The 13,892-nt window shown below is 56.7% G+C and carries 8 protein-coding genes; 4 read left to right on the top strand and 4 right to left on the bottom strand.

Features of this window, described 5'->3' with window-relative positions; translation table 11 throughout:
- The first annotated feature begins 283 nt into the window (after positions 1–283).
- From pflB to pfkB, 3 genes are all read left to right on the top strand, one after another.
- On the top strand, positions 284–2,539 hold the full coding sequence (gene pflB, locus DSD30_RS12810; protein WP_114010064.1) for a formate C-acetyltransferase: 2,256 nt from the start codon (positions 284–286) through the stop codon (positions 2,537–2,539).
- Between the two features lie 117 nt (positions 2,540–2,656).
- Positions 2,657–3,448 (top strand): pyruvate formate-lyase-activating protein, encoded by a 792-nt coding sequence (pflA, locus tag DSD30_RS12805; protein WP_198662944.1) that lies wholly within the window; start codon positions 2,657–2,659, stop codon positions 3,446–3,448.
- A 116-nt stretch (positions 3,449–3,564) separates the two neighbouring features.
- The gene (pfkB, locus tag DSD30_RS12800; RefSeq protein WP_114010063.1) at positions 3,565–4,515 is read left to right on the top strand and encodes a 1-phosphofructokinase; all 951 of its coding nucleotides are present in this window, start codon (positions 3,565–3,567) and stop codon (positions 4,513–4,515) included.
- Here the strand turns inward: pfkB and DSD30_RS12795 are convergent.
- Entirely contained in the window at positions 4,512–5,402 is an 891-nt protein-coding gene (locus DSD30_RS12795) for a LysR family transcriptional regulator (RefSeq protein WP_114010062.1), read from the bottom strand. The two genes, pfkB and DSD30_RS12795, sit on opposite strands and share 4 nt — an antisense overlap.
- Before the next feature lie 160 nt (positions 5,403–5,562).
- Here DSD30_RS12795 and DSD30_RS12790 point away from each other — a divergent pair, with 160 nt between their 5' ends.
- The gene (locus DSD30_RS12790; protein WP_114010061.1) at positions 5,563–6,546 is read left to right on the top strand and encodes a TDT family transporter; all 984 of its coding nucleotides are present in this window, start codon (positions 5,563–5,565) and stop codon (positions 6,544–6,546) included.
- Positions 6,547–6,566: 20 nt separating this feature from the next.
- On the opposite strand, the gene DSD30_RS12785 is transcribed toward DSD30_RS12790, so the two are convergent.
- The 3 genes from DSD30_RS12785 to DSD30_RS12775 form a co-directional block, all read right to left on the bottom strand.
- Positions 6,567–7,589, bottom strand: coding sequence for a Gfo/Idh/MocA family protein (locus DSD30_RS12785; RefSeq protein WP_114010440.1), 1,023 nt, complete (start codon positions 7,587–7,589; stop codon positions 6,567–6,569).
- A gap of 41 nt (positions 7,590–7,630) precedes the next feature.
- Positions 7,631–10,072 (bottom strand): beta-mannosidase, encoded by a 2,442-nt coding sequence (locus tag DSD30_RS12780; RefSeq protein WP_198662943.1) that lies wholly within the window; start codon positions 10,070–10,072, stop codon positions 7,631–7,633.
- A gap of 146 nt (positions 10,073–10,218) precedes the next feature.
- On the bottom strand, positions 10,219–13,665 hold the full coding sequence (locus DSD30_RS12775) for a pyruvate carboxylase (RefSeq protein WP_114010059.1): 3,447 nt from the start codon (positions 13,663–13,665) through the stop codon (positions 10,219–10,221).
- Positions 13,666–13,892 lie beyond the last annotated feature (227 nt).

Here is a 13,892-nt window from a genome sequence, read left to right as displayed (position 1 = left end):
CAATTGAAATATAATTGTTTTTCGAAGTGACCTATAATGGGTATAATTTGCTTCCGGCCATAACCTTCTTATATACTAACGTCGAAAGGCAATGCTGGAGTATGAGCGAAGCCATCGAAAGTCTGAACACCATATTCCGCGCCCGGTAACCCCAGGCAACATGAAGAGAAACGCAATCGAGTGGTCCCCCGCTGCTCGAAACGGTGAAGCTGTGCCTGATGCGCCGTGAAGCCATGCTTGAGACATTGGAACCGCGTTCCAATCGTGACATGAGGAAGCCAAAATGAATTTTATGAGTGACAAGCCAGTCGTCGTCGATCCTTGGGCGGGCTTTTCGGATGGTGAGTGGCGCAGCAAAGTCGATGTGCGCGGCTTCATCCAGGAAAACTATACCCCCTATGAAGGCGATGATGCCTTTTTGGCAGATGCCACCGAGCGGACCAAGAAACTCTGGGACGAACTTGGCGAGCTGCTGAAAGAAGAGCGCAAGGTTGGCGTTCTCGATGTGTCGCCTGTGCCTTCCTCCATCACGGCCCATGACGCTGGCTATATCAACAAGCAGCTGGAACTGATTGTCGGTCTGCAGACCGATGCACCTTTGAAGCGCGCCATCATGCCAAATGGCGGCCTGCGCATGGTGGAAGGTGGCATGGAAGCCTTTGGCTTCAAGCCAGACCCACAGGTGCATGAGATCTGGACCAAATATCGCAAGGATCACAATCAGGCGGTGTTTGATGCTTACAGCCCGGACATTATGGCCGCCCGTAAATCGGGCGTTGTCACAGGCCTGCCAGATGCTTATGGCCGCGGCCGCATCATTGGTGACTATCGCCGTGTGGCTCTTTATGGCATCGACTTCCTCAAAGAGCAGAAGCTGGCCGAGAAAACCGAGCTGGATGATGCCGTGTTCGACATGAACACCATTCGCACCCGTGAAGAGCTGAGCGAGCAATATCGCGCGCTGGACGAGTTGCGCGAGATGGGCCTGAAATATGGCATCGACATGAGCCAGCCGGCCACCAATGCGCGCGAAGCGATCCAGTTCACCTATCTGGCCTATCTGGCTGCCGTGAAAGAACAGAATGGCGCTGCCATGTCGTTCGGCCGCACGGCGACCTTCATTGACATCTATATCGAACGTGACTTTGCTGCCGGTCTGCTGACTGAAGAAGAAGCGCAGGAAATGATCGACGATATGGTCATCAAGCTTCGCATTATTCGCTTCCTGCGTACCCCTGAATATGATGAGCTGTTTTCTGGCGACCCAACCTGGGTGACCGAAGTGCTCGGCGGCATGGGTCTGGATGGCCGGACTTTGGTCACCAAAAACTCCATGCGCTTCCTCAACACGCTCTACAATCTGGGCCCTGCGCCAGAGCCAAACCTGACGGTTCTGTGGAGCTCCAAGCTGCCACGCGGCTTTAAGGATTTCTGCGCCAAGGTTTCCAAGGACACCAGCGCCATTCAATATGAGAATGACGACCTGATGCGTACGAAATGGGGCGACGACTATGGCATTGCCTGCTGTGTCTCCGCCATGGCTATCGGTAAACAGATGCAGTTCTTCGGTGCGCGTGCCAACCTTGCCAAGGGTCTGCTCTATGCGATCAATGGCGGCATCGACGAGAAGAGCGGCCAGAAAGTGGCTGAAGGGCTCGAACCCATCACCGCTGATGTGCTTGACTATGACGAGGTCGTTGCGAAATTCGACAAGTCGATGGACTGGCTCGCCAAGACCTACGTCAAGGCGCTGAATGCGATCCATTATATGCATGACAAATATGCCTATGAGCGGATCGAAATGGCTTTGCATGACCGCGACATCCTGCGCACCATGGCCTGCGGCATTGCTGGCCTGTCCATTGCAGCCGACAGCCTTGCAGCGATCAAATATGCCAAGGTCAGCGTCATTCGCAACGAACAGGGCATTGCGGTCGATTACAAAATCGAAGGCAACTATCCAGCCTTTGGCAACAATGATGACCGGGTTGACAGCATCGCCAGCTGGTTGACCGAAGTCTTCATGAAGAAAGTGGCTGCCCAGCCATATTTCTACCGCGATGCAACCCCGACCCAGTCGGTACTAACCATCACGTCAAACGTGGTTTATGGTAAGAAAACCGGCTCGACCCCTTGTGGTCGTCAGGGTGGCGAGCCCTTCGCGCCGGGTGCCAACCCGATGAATGGCCGCGACAAGAAAGGCTTCATTGCTGCGGGCGCTTCGGTTGCCAAATTGCCTTATGAGTTTGCTCAGGACGGCATCAGCTGGACCGCTTCGGCAACGCCAGACTCGATGGGCCACAATGACAATGAGCAGATCCGCAACCTTGCCAACTGCCTTGACGGCTTCACCGATGCCGGTGGCTTCCATGTCAATGTCAACATGCTGACCCGCGAAACGCTGGAAGATGCCATGGAGCATCCGGAGAAATATCCGCAGCTGACGGTTCGCGTGTCCGGTTATGCGGTGAACTTCGTCAAGCTGACCCGCGAACAGCAGCTCGATATTCTGAGCCGCACCTTCCATGCTGGCATGTAAGGGTCCGACTGCTCAGACCAATTGAAGTGATATGGAGAGCCGGAAAGCCCTTGCTTTTCGGCTCTCTTTATACCCATCTATAGGCATAAGCCCTTATCATCTTTCGGGAGCATCGGATTGACTGTCAGCATTCATGAAACCCACCTGCAAGAGGTGCATGCCCATGCAACGCACGGCTATCTGCATTCGATTGAATCCGGCGCTGCGGTGGATGGCCCGGGGATGCGGTTTGTGTTTTTCATGGCTGGCTGCCTGTTTCGCTGCCTTTACTGCCACAATCCCGATACCTGGAAGTTGCACAATGGCCAGAAAGTCACCGTCAAGGATCTGGTTCGCGAAGTGCATGGCTATGCAGGGTTTCTGAAGAATTCCGGTGGCGTGACCTTTTCCGGTGGCGAACCAATGATGCAAGCGGAATTTGTCGGCAAGACAGCTCATGCGATCAAGAAGCGCTTCGGACTGCATATTGCGCTCGATACCCAAGGCTATTTGCATGGCAATGTGCCCGATGAATGGTTTGATGATTTCGATCTGATCATGCTCGACATCAAGCATATCGATCCGGATCGCTACAAGGCATTGACAGCGCAACCGTTGCAGCCAACCCTCGACTTTGCCGAACGGCTGGCGCGTCTGGGCAAGACAATGCGGGTGCGCTATGTGCTGGTGCCCGGTTGGAGCGACGCCCCGGACGAGGTAGCAGGCATGGCCGATTATGTCGCCCATCTCAGGGATGATCTGGGGGCCGACATCGAAATGATCGAGCTTTTGCCCTTTCACCAGCTTGGGGTATCCAAGTGGGACCAGCTGGGGATGACTTATCAGTTGCGTGACCTGCGCACGCCGACACCAGCGGAGACTGAAGCAGCCCGCGACATTTTTCGCAGTCGAGGTTTCACCGTCACTTGATCCATGTCCTGTTCAGGCGGTCAGGCATGGGTAAGCTTGTGGGTCTCAAAGCCCATCGTTGACGCATCTTTTTTGCGCTATCTTTTTGGGCCTCATTAAGTTCTGGAACAAGACCCATGCGTATCCCTCCCCCCGTCGTCACCCTGACCCTCAACCCAGCCATTGACCAGTCCGCCCGGGTCAAGGACTTTCAGGCCGGCGCGGTCAATCGCGTCCAATCGGTGCAGATCGATGCTGGTGGTAAGGGGGTCAATGTCGCGTCCTTTCTGGCCCATTTCGACCATCGGGTCACGGCCACCGGTTTGATGGGACAGGACAATGCAGTGATTTTCGAGCGGCTTTTTGCGGAAAAGAGCATTGAGGATCGCTTCATTCGCATTCCCGGCCGGGTGCGGGTCAATGTGAAACTGGTCGATGCCGTGCGTGATCAGGTGACGGATATCAATTATCCAGGTGCTGCCGCTCCGGCTTCGGGCTACAATGCCGTCAAGGACATGATCGTCAGGCTGAGCGATGAAGGCATGGAACATTTCGTGCTGGCAGGCAGCATGCCGCAAGATGGACCGGATCATCTGTTTCATGACCTGATCGACCTTTTGAAAGCCAAGGGGGCTTGCGTCTATCTCGATACAAGCGGCGAAGCCTTGCATTGGGGGCTGAAGGCAACGCCGGATGTCATCAAGCCCAATCTGGCTGAATTGCGTGCTGTAACCGGCAAACCGCTCACCAGTCATCACGAAATCATCGACGAAGTGCATAAACTGAGCGACGGCGGAATCGGGCTCGCGGCAGTGTCGATGGGGTCAGAGGGAGCCCTGTTTATCACGGAGACGCGTTGCGTGCTGGCCAAGGCCCCCGAGACCAAGGTCGTCAGTTCAGTCGGGGCTGGCGATGCCATGGTGGCGGGCATCATCCACGGGCGGCTTTCAGGCTTGCCGCTTCACACGATCGCGCGCCAATCGACCGCCTTTGCCGTGGCGGCTCTCGGTGAGATCGGGCCGCGTCTGCCTCACAAGGAGGTCGTTTTGTCGATCGCCGATCAGGTCGAGGTTGAGGATCTTGTCTAAGTCTCTTGCGGTGTGGTTGCAGTATCGTCGGTCACGATGCTGGCGATGAAATGATCCATCAGGGCGCTGTGATATTTCTGGCGGTGCCAAACAAGCTTTAGCGTGCGCGTGAAGCATTGATCGACTGCAAGGATTGCCAACGTCTTTTGCTGCAAGCGCGACTCAACCGCGAGACGGGAGACCAGCGTCACGCCGAGGCCCTGCTCAACCGCGAGAATAAGAGCCTCAATGGAATTCAGTTCCAGCACTTTTCCCATTGATACCAGATGCGGGGCGATGGCACGATCAAACTGGGCGCGCGACCCCGATTTCGGTTCGCGCAGTATCCAGTCGCACCCGGACAGATCAGCAAGCGCCACCCCTTGCCGCCCCGCCAAGGGGTGATCGGGTCTGGCGACCAGCAGCATTTCATCTCTGCGCCAGATACGGGTCTCCAGATCCGGATCATCGGTACGCCCCTCGATCAGGGCCAGATCCAGCTCGAAGCGGATAAGCCTTTCACACAGTTGCTGGCTGTTTGCAATACTGACCTTGGCGTCAAGGCCGGATATATCGGCCAGCAAGCGGGGCAAAAGATAGTTGCCGATGGTTTGGCTGGCACCGATCCGCAAGGTGCCGACCGGAGAGCCGCCGTGATCGAACATGTGCCGCACATCCTCGACACGATCAAGAATATCCTCTGCCAGAACCTGCAACTGGCGCCCCTGATCATTGAGCCGCAATCGGGGGTGAACCCGATCGAACAGGCGTGTTCCCAGACGCAGTTCCAACTCGGCCAGAGCCTGTGAAACAGCCCCCTTGCTCAGATGAATGCTGTTGGCTGCATCCCCGAGATTTCCATTGCGGGCAATGGCGACAAAGGCATTGAGTTGTTTCAATGTAGGCATTTAGTTTTTCCAAACGTTATGTTTAATTCATTTAGATATCACGAATACCTAAACAAGTTTATGGTGCCTTCATTGCGCAAAAGGCTTCTTTTGCAGCAAATTGTTCTTTCCTACAGCGCTCACCTGAAAATCCAAGACTTGCTTCCGAAACGAGTTCCCCATGACCAACATCCGTTTTTACGACATTCCCACCCCCCTTGCCGGTCTGGCACTCGGGATAGCCAGTCTGGGGAATTGCTGGGAGATGACAGGGCTGTTTTCAGGGGGGGCGCGCAGCCTTTCAGCAGGTCTTGCTTTTGCGTTGCTGTTGCTGATCGCCGTCAAGTTCTTGCTCCATCCGGCAGCTCTTAAGCAGGATCTTGAGCACCCGGTGGTCGGCAGCGTGGTGCCGACATTTGCGATGGCGTTAATGATTGTTTCGATGGGGCTTGAACCCGGTCTGCGACTGACCATGTGGTTGGTGGCGGTTGGCTTGCATCTGGGCTTTCTGGTGATGTTCCTGCAGGCGCGCCTACCGGGTTTTACCCTTGGCCAGATGGTGCCCAGTTGGTTCGTGCCTCCGGTGGGGTTGATCGTGGCCAATGTCAGCGCACCGCCTGCGGCTATCACCGGTAGTGTGCTTGGCCTCTTCCTTGATGGGCTGTTCTGGTTCGCCCTTGCATGCTATGCGGTCATGCTGCCTGTCATGCTGTATCGCCTGATCTTTTTGGAGGATATCCCGGACGCGGCAAAGCCGACCATTGCTATTCTGGCAGCCCCGGCAAGCCTGTCTCTGACTGGCTACCTCTCCATGACGCCCAATCCTTCGATGCTGCTGGTGATGTTGCTGCTTGGCATCGCTTTGTTGATGACAACATTGATCTATGTGGCCTTTTTCCGGCTGATGCGGCTGCCCTTCAGTCCGGCCTATGCGGCATTCACTTTCCCGATGGTGATCGGGGCCACCGCCTTGTTCAAGGTTGCTCCCCTGTTGGCAACATGGGGCATGGACACCGCCTCGCTCAGCATCCTGCTCGGACTGGCGCAGCTCGAGTTGGCCATAGCAACGCTGGTGGTTGGCTATGTTGCGGTTCACTATGGCCTGTTTTTCGTCAATAGTGGTGCAGCAACCCACACCGGACCTGTGCGGTCTTCGCAAGACTGACACGCTCGGGGAAAAGGGATCTAGATCTCGGGCAAATCAACCCGTTGGCCATCCCGATTGCCTGAGCGGGTCATGGCGTCGATCAGGCGATGAACCTCCAGCGCCTGACGGCCAGAGGCCAGCAAGTCAGCTTTTCCCTCCAGATAATCGGCAAAATTCTCGATAATGGCGCGGTGCCAGTCGCATGGAAAGTCCATCGGATCAGCACCGCCACCCGACTGGCTTTCTTCACCGAATGCCTCGATCCGGCCATCACGCCAATGGAGGGTCAGCTCTCCAGCTTCCAGCTTGGCGCTGCCCAGTGTGCCATCAATGCAGATGCTTTCCACATCCCCCGGAAAGGACGCGGTGGTGGCGACAACCGAGCCGACAGCCCCATTCTCGTAGATCAAGCCAGCAGTGGCGAAATCCTCGGCCTCCATCCTGTGCAGGCGCGAGGTGGTCAGCATGGCCTGCACGGCTTGAACGGGGCCGCACAGAGACAACATGAGATCAAGCACATGGATGGCTTGGGTGATCAGCACACCGCCGCCATCCTGCGCAAAGGAGCCACGCCCCGGCTGGTCATAATAATCCTGCCCGCGCCACCAAGGCACATTGGTGCGGACCATGGCGATTTCGCCCAAAGCACCATCCCTGAGCATTTGCGCCAGCCGCAGAGAGCCTTGCCGCGCGCGATGCTGGAAGACGATGCCGAGTTTGACATTGGCATTTTCCGTCATTTCGACCAGCTCAACGGCGGCCCCAAGGCTCCGCTCGATGGGCTTTTCCATCAGGATGTGCTTGCCTGCAGCAGTCAGTTTTTCCACGATCTCTCGCCGCGCGTTGGGCGGGGTGAGGATCAAAACGGCATCTGTTTTCGGATCTGCGGCGATGGCATCGATGCTGTCAAATGTTGGCCAGCCATAGTCCTTCGCTGCGGCCTTCCGACGGGCCTCGTTGCGCATGTGAAGGCCGGTCACTTCGACGCGACCCTCAAGTTGTTTCAAGGCCGCGACATGGGGCTTTGCTGCCATGCCGAGGCCAATCACTGCCAGTTTCAATTTCGTTCCCCCGGTAGCAAGACCAGCCAATTGGTGTGGCCTTATTGTTTCAAATAGCTAAGTTCAGCCTCAATCGGCGGCAGGTGAGAGCGCCGCTGCCGCGTTACAGTCAAAATTTTGGGTCGGTCGGGCAGCAAGGTAACGCAATTGTCCGAGAAAATCCGATCGCCCCCATGGTGATAGGTTACAAAAAAAGCAGGCTTGTCGGACAGCAAGGTGATTTCGGTCTCCCCTTTGTCATTGACATGCTCATCAAGGCTGATGGAAGGCGTGGGCAGGTTGAAATCCTTTGGCCGCTTTGGCAGATAATCATTCTCGCCACGATGAAGACCGTCCTTGCTGAGCCAATTGAGATGCAAGAAGGCATCCTCTCCAAGCGCCTCACGCTTGATGCGTGTTACTTCCATCGCCCGCCCCATGGGACAGGTGACATGAACATCTCCAAAGGCTTTGACGCCTCCTTGCAGCTCGACTTTGGCAATCGAGAGTGTGAGGTCAAGCGGCGTCGGGCTGTCATTGATCGCCGTGAGTATTATGTCGCCGCATGCGCGGTCAGGCTGAGCGGTGACCAGCACAGGGGCATAAAAACGGCGGGCCATATAGTGGAGCAGTTTCCAGCCGCCCCCATATTCCAGCCCCGACCAGCTTGCCACCGGCCAGGTATCATTCAACTGCCAATAGAGGGTTCCCATACAACGGGGCTTGGCGGAGCGCCAATATTCAATGGCGGTTTTCATTGCCAAGCCCTGACTGATCTGGCTGAGATAGGTCAGATCGTCAAAACCATCAGGGAACCGGAAATAGCGCGCGATGGTCTCAACAATCCGGCTGTTGCCGCCTTCATTGCGTTGATGGGTCTCCATAACCGGCGAGGAGACATTGCGGTCTTGTGGCTCGGTGAAGCTTTCTATCACCCGCTTTGACGGGAAGGACTGAAAGCCGAACTCCGAGCAGAAGCGGGGCTGAACGCTGCGATAATGCTCGAAATCCTTGGCCGAGTGCCAGACATCCCAGAAATGCATGTCACCGGCTGTGTCATCATGCCAGCCATCGCCAAAATTGAGAGGCCCGACCGAAGGCGAAGATGGCCAGAAGGGACTATCCGGCCGCTCGGCATGGATGGCTTCTTCCAAGGCGTGATTGAGGCGATCATACATCACCAGATAGCGGTCGCGATCCTTCTTGCTTTCCTCATACCATGTCAGTGCGCCGACCAGCTCATTGTCGCCGCACCACAAAGCCATGCAAGGCTGGCTTGACAGGCGACGGATCTGCTGGCGGGCCTCCCGGCGCACAAGGGCCAGCCAATCAGGATCCGAAGCAGGGTAGAGATTGCAGGCAAACATGAAATCATGCCAGACCAACAGGCCCAGTTCTGAGCATAGGTCATAGAACCAGTCCGGCTCATACTGGCCGCCACCCCAGACGCGGATCATGTTCATATTGGCCTCGACGGCCGAGGTCAGAAGATCGCGCACATGGTCAGGCGTGGCGCGGGCGGGCAAGGCGTCGGCGGGAATCCAGTTGGCACCGCGGCAGAAGATCTCACGCCCATTGACGCGAAAAGCAAAGCGATTGCCAATTTCATCTCTGTCAGTGACCAGCTCGATCTGGCGCAAGCCGATGCGGCGCTCGATACTCTGGCCATCAAGCATGATGGTCAGATCGTAGAGAGGCTGTTCGCCGTGCCCTATTGGCCACCAGAGGCGTGGCTGGTCGATGGTGATCGACAGATCCGCCTTGCCCTCGCCCGGCCAGACCGTGATGGCCTGGCTGGCCACCTGCCCATCGAGGCTGGCTGCCAGGGTCAATTCAGCTGGTTCATCGGCGTGATAGAAGGCCGTTATATCAAGCCGCACCACCCCATCCGCGTGATGCTGGCGCACCATGACGTCATCCAGCCGCACTGTGCTGAGTTTCCTTAACCGAACCGTGCCATAGATACCCAGTGGCGAAAGAGCGATGTTCCAGTCCCAGCCCGCATGGCACTGGGCCTTACGCAGGAAATTGTAATGGGGCAACCGACAATTCCAGAAAATATGCGGCACCTTGAAGGGGAACTGATCCTGCTTGTCGCGAGCCTCGCGAGAATTGGACAAAAACCGGATGGCGAGGCGATTGGCACCCTTTTGCAAGGCCTTGGACACGTCAAAATCGTAGCGCAGAAACTGACTTTCACAACGACCAATCTCGATGCCGTTCAAGAACAGGATGGCGTGGCAATCGACGCTATCAAGCGTCAGACAGTAAGCCCCTGTCGGGTCTGCTTCCATGGTGAAGGTGGTTTCGGCCTGCCACTGGCTTTCATGCACCCAATCGAGACTGGTTTCCGTATCACGCCAGAAGGGATCGGGGATTTCCTCTTCCGCCAACAGTGCGGAATGCACATCGCCGGGAATGGCAAAGGGAACCTTTGTTGGTGCTCCGATCCGCGCCAAAATCCAGTCATCATGCAATAGCCACTCACTGTGCGTCCCGCGCATTGCGTTTGTCCCTGTCATCGTTATCCGAGCCCCCGTCTTTCTTGTCTGATGTTGCCTGCACCCTGCCAACAAAAAGCCCCGACACCGTCGGCGTCGGGGCTATCATAGCGCTTTTTATCGCTTTGTCAGACTCTTAGTCAGATTTCTCAGCCTTCAAATTCGACCAGCAGATCCTTGGCGTCGATCTGTCCACCCGGAGCGACATGGACCGCTTTGACGGTGGCATCGCGCTCGGCATGGATGCCGGTTTCCATTTTCATGGCTTCGATGGTCAGCAGCAGATCGCCGGACTTGACCTTTTGACCTGCCTGCACGCCGATCGATGCCACAACGCCGGGCATCGGTGCGCCGATGTGATTGGCATTGTTGGCTTCCGCTTTTGGCCGTTTGGCAGAAGTTGCCTTGATCTGACGATTTGGAACCCGGATGGCGCGTGGCTGACCGTTCAATTCGAAGAAGACCTTGACGTCGCCCTCCTCGTTCGTCTCACCCACGGCCAGCATGCGGATTTCCAAGGTCTTGCCGGGGTCGATTTCCGCAGAAATCTGTTCGCCGGGCTTCATGCCGTAGAAATAGGTCGGGGTTGGCAGGGTGCGCACCGGACCATAGGTGCGGTGACGGTCCATATAGTCGAGGAAGACCTTGGGATACATCAGATAGCCGTTCAGATCCTCATCATCGATTTCAAAGCCTTCCAGCTCTTCAGAGACTTTGGCGCGGACTTCTTCCAGATCGACCGCTTCTAGATGCTTGCCCGGGCGTTCGGTGTTCGGCTTTTCGCCTTTGAGCACCTTGGAGACAATATTATCCGGGAAACCGCCCTCGGGCTGGCCGAGATTGCCGCGCATCATGTCGATGACGGAGTCCGGGAAGGCAACCTCCACTTTCGGATCTTCAACTTCATCACGGCTCAAACCTTGGCTGACCATCATCAGGGCCATGTCCCCAACCACTTTGGAGGATGGCGTCACCTTAACGATGTCACCAAACATCCGGTTGACGTCGGAATAGGTCTGGGCGACTTCGTGCCAGCGTTCTTCGAGGCCCAGCGAGCGGGCCTGTGCCTTGAGGTTGGTGAACTGACCGCCGGGCATTTCATGAAGATAAACTTCAGAAGCAGGGGCCATCATGCCGCTTTCAAAGGCCGCATATTGCGCCCGCACCGCTTCCCAATAGTCAGAAATTTCGCGCACGGCCTTGATGTCGATGCCGGTGTCACGCTCGGTGTGACGCAGGGCTTCGACAATGGAGCCAAGGCAAGGCTGGGAGGTGGAGCCAGAGAAGGCATCCATAGCGGCGTCGACAATGTCGGCCCCGGCCTCAGAGGCTGCCAGAACCGTGGCACCTGCGATGCCGGAGGTATCATGGGTGTGGAAGTGAAGCGGCAGGCCGACTTCTTCCTTCAGCGCCTTGATCAGCACACGCGCCTGAGCAGGCTTCAGCAAGCCAGCCATATCCTTCAAACCGAGGATATGAGCGCCCGCATCGCGCAGGTCCTTGCCCATCCGGACATAATATTTCAGATCATACTTGGCCCGATCCGGATCGAAGATATCACCGGTATAGCAGATGGTGCCTTCGCAGATCTTGTTATTCTCCAGCACCGCATCCATGGCAACGCGCATATTCTCGACCCAGTTAAGGGAATCGAAGACGCGGAAGACGTCGATGCCGGTGGTGGCGGCCTGTTTGACGAAGGCCTCGACCACATTGTCCGGATAGTTGGTATAGCCAACGCCGTTTGACGCACGCAGCAACATTTGCGTCATCACATTCGGCAAGCGGGAACGGATGTCGCGCAGGCGCTGCCATGGGCATTCCTGCAGGAAGCGGTAAGCCACGTCAAACGTTGCGCCACCCCAGCATTCAAGCGAGAAGAGCTGCGGCAGGTTGGCGGCATAGCCTGGCGTCACCTTGACCATATCGAGCGACCGCATTCGGGTCGCCAACAGGGACTGGTGGCCATCACGCATGGTGGTGTCGGTCAGCAGCAATTGCTTCTGATCCTTCAGCCACTCAACGACACCTTCGGGGCCTTTTTCCTCAAGCAAGTTGCGAGTGCCAGCGGCCGGTTCTTCGGTTTTCAACTCTGGCACATGGGCATGACGCAGATTTTGCGCCGGCTCCGGACGGCCCTTGGTTTCTGGATGACCGTTGACCGTGATGTCAGCGATATAGCTCAACACCTTGGTGCCACGGTCGCGTCGCTCGGCGAAGTCGAACAATTCTGGCGTGGTGTCGATGAATTTGGTGGTGTAGCTATAATCAAGGAAGGTCGGATGCTTGAGCAGGTTCTCGACGAACGGAATGTTGGTCGCAACCCCGCGAATACGGAATTCGCGCAGGGCGCGATCAAGGCGGGCAATCGCCTGTTCAGGGGTCGGTGCCCAAGCGGTAACCTTGGTCAAGAGGCTGTCATAATAGCGGGTGATGACGCCGCCCTCATAGGCGGTGCCGCCATCAAGACGGATACCCATGCCGGTCGCCGAGCGATAGGCGGTCAAGCGACCATAATCGGGAATGAAATTCTGGTGCGGGTCTTCGGTGGTCACGCGACACTGGAGCGCATGGCCATTCAGTTTCACGTCATCCTGGCTCTCTTTGCCCGTGGCGTCCGCAATGGTCTTGCCTTCCGCGATCTTGATCTGGGCGCGGACGATATCGATCCCGGTCACTTCCTCGGTCACCGTATGCTCCACCTGCACCCGTGGATTGACCTCGATGAAGTAGAATTTGCCACTGTCCATGTCCATCAGGAACTCGACCGTGCCAGCGCATTCATAATTGACGTGTTTGCAGATCTTGTAGCCAAGCTCGCAGATTTCGGTGCGCTGTTCTTCGGTCAGATATGGCGCTGGTGCGCGCTCGACAACCTTCTGGTTGCGGCGCTGAACCGAGCAGTCACGCTCATAGAGATGATACATGCCACCATGCTTGTCACCGAGGATCTGAACCTCAACGTGACGGGCACGGATGATCATCTTTTCCAGATAGCCTTCGCCATTGCCAAAGGCGGCTTCGGCTTCACGACGGCCTTCAAGCACCTTGTCTTCCAGCTCATCGGGGCCCAGAATCGGGCGCATACCGCGACCACCGCCGCCCCAGCTGGCTTTGAGCATAAGCGGATAGCCAACCTCATCGGCCTGCTTGGCGATTTCGCCCATGTCATCCCCCAACACTTCGGTTGCCGGGATGACCGGAACTCCGGCCTCGATGGCAACGCGACGGGCCGATGCCTTGTCGCCAAGGGCGCGCATGGTTTCAGCCTTCGGGCCGATGAAGGTGATGCCAGCAGCGTCACAGGCGTCGACAAATTGCGGATTTTCCGACAGCAGACCATAGCCGGGATGAATGGCATCAGCGCCACATTGTTTGGCAACGCGAATGATATGCTCGATCGACAGATAAGCGGCAACCGGCCCAAGGCCTTCCCCCACCCGATAGGCCTCATCGGCCTTGAAGCGGTGCAGGCTGAGCTTGTCTTCTTCGGCATAAATCGCAACAGTGCGTTTGCCCAGCTCGTTGCAGGCACGCATGATACGAATGGCAATTTCGCCTCGGTTGGCAATCAGGATCTTATTGAATTCAGCCATAACTGTTCCTGTAGCTTGGCCGTTCTCCATGCAGCCGCCTTGATGGCGCGACAGAAGGAAAGCGGCAAAGGTGGGTTTGCAATCCGGATCTTGGTGTCCGTTTGATCGCTTCGGTGATCTGGGAGAGGCCGCAAGGGCACTTCCTGATAATGTCCCCCGCCCCCTTGTTTCAAACCGGGTGACGCAGGATCCGCATTCGCCCTCATGATACACGCAATCAGACAAGC

Origin of the sequence: Cohaesibacter intestini, from assembly GCF_003324485.1 — a bacterium.
Lineage (GTDB): Bacteria > Pseudomonadota > Alphaproteobacteria > Rhizobiales > Cohaesibacteraceae > Cohaesibacter > Cohaesibacter intestini.
Note: the sequence above shows the minus strand (reverse complement) of the source record. Positions and strands in the feature narration are given on the sequence as shown.

Coding starts and splice junctions, on each gene's coding strand:
- DSD30_RS12790 (WP_114010061.1), top strand. CDS start 5,563: ATGACCAACATCCGTTTTTACGACATTCCCACCCCCCTTGCCGGTCTG.
- DSD30_RS12780 (WP_198662943.1), bottom strand. CDS start 10,072: ATGCGCGGGACGCACAGTGAGTGGCTATTGCATGATGACTGGATTTTG.
- DSD30_RS12775 (WP_114010059.1), bottom strand. CDS start 13,665: ATGGCTGAATTCAATAAGATCCTGATTGCCAACCGAGGCGAAATTGCC.
- pfkB (WP_114010063.1), top strand. CDS start 3,565: ATGCGTATCCCTCCCCCCGTCGTCACCCTGACCCTCAACCCAGCCATT.
- DSD30_RS12795 (WP_114010062.1), bottom strand. CDS start 5,402: ATGCCTACATTGAAACAACTCAATGCCTTTGTCGCCATTGCCCGCAAT.
- pflB (WP_114010064.1), top strand. CDS start 284: ATGAATTTTATGAGTGACAAGCCAGTCGTCGTCGATCCTTGGGCGGGC.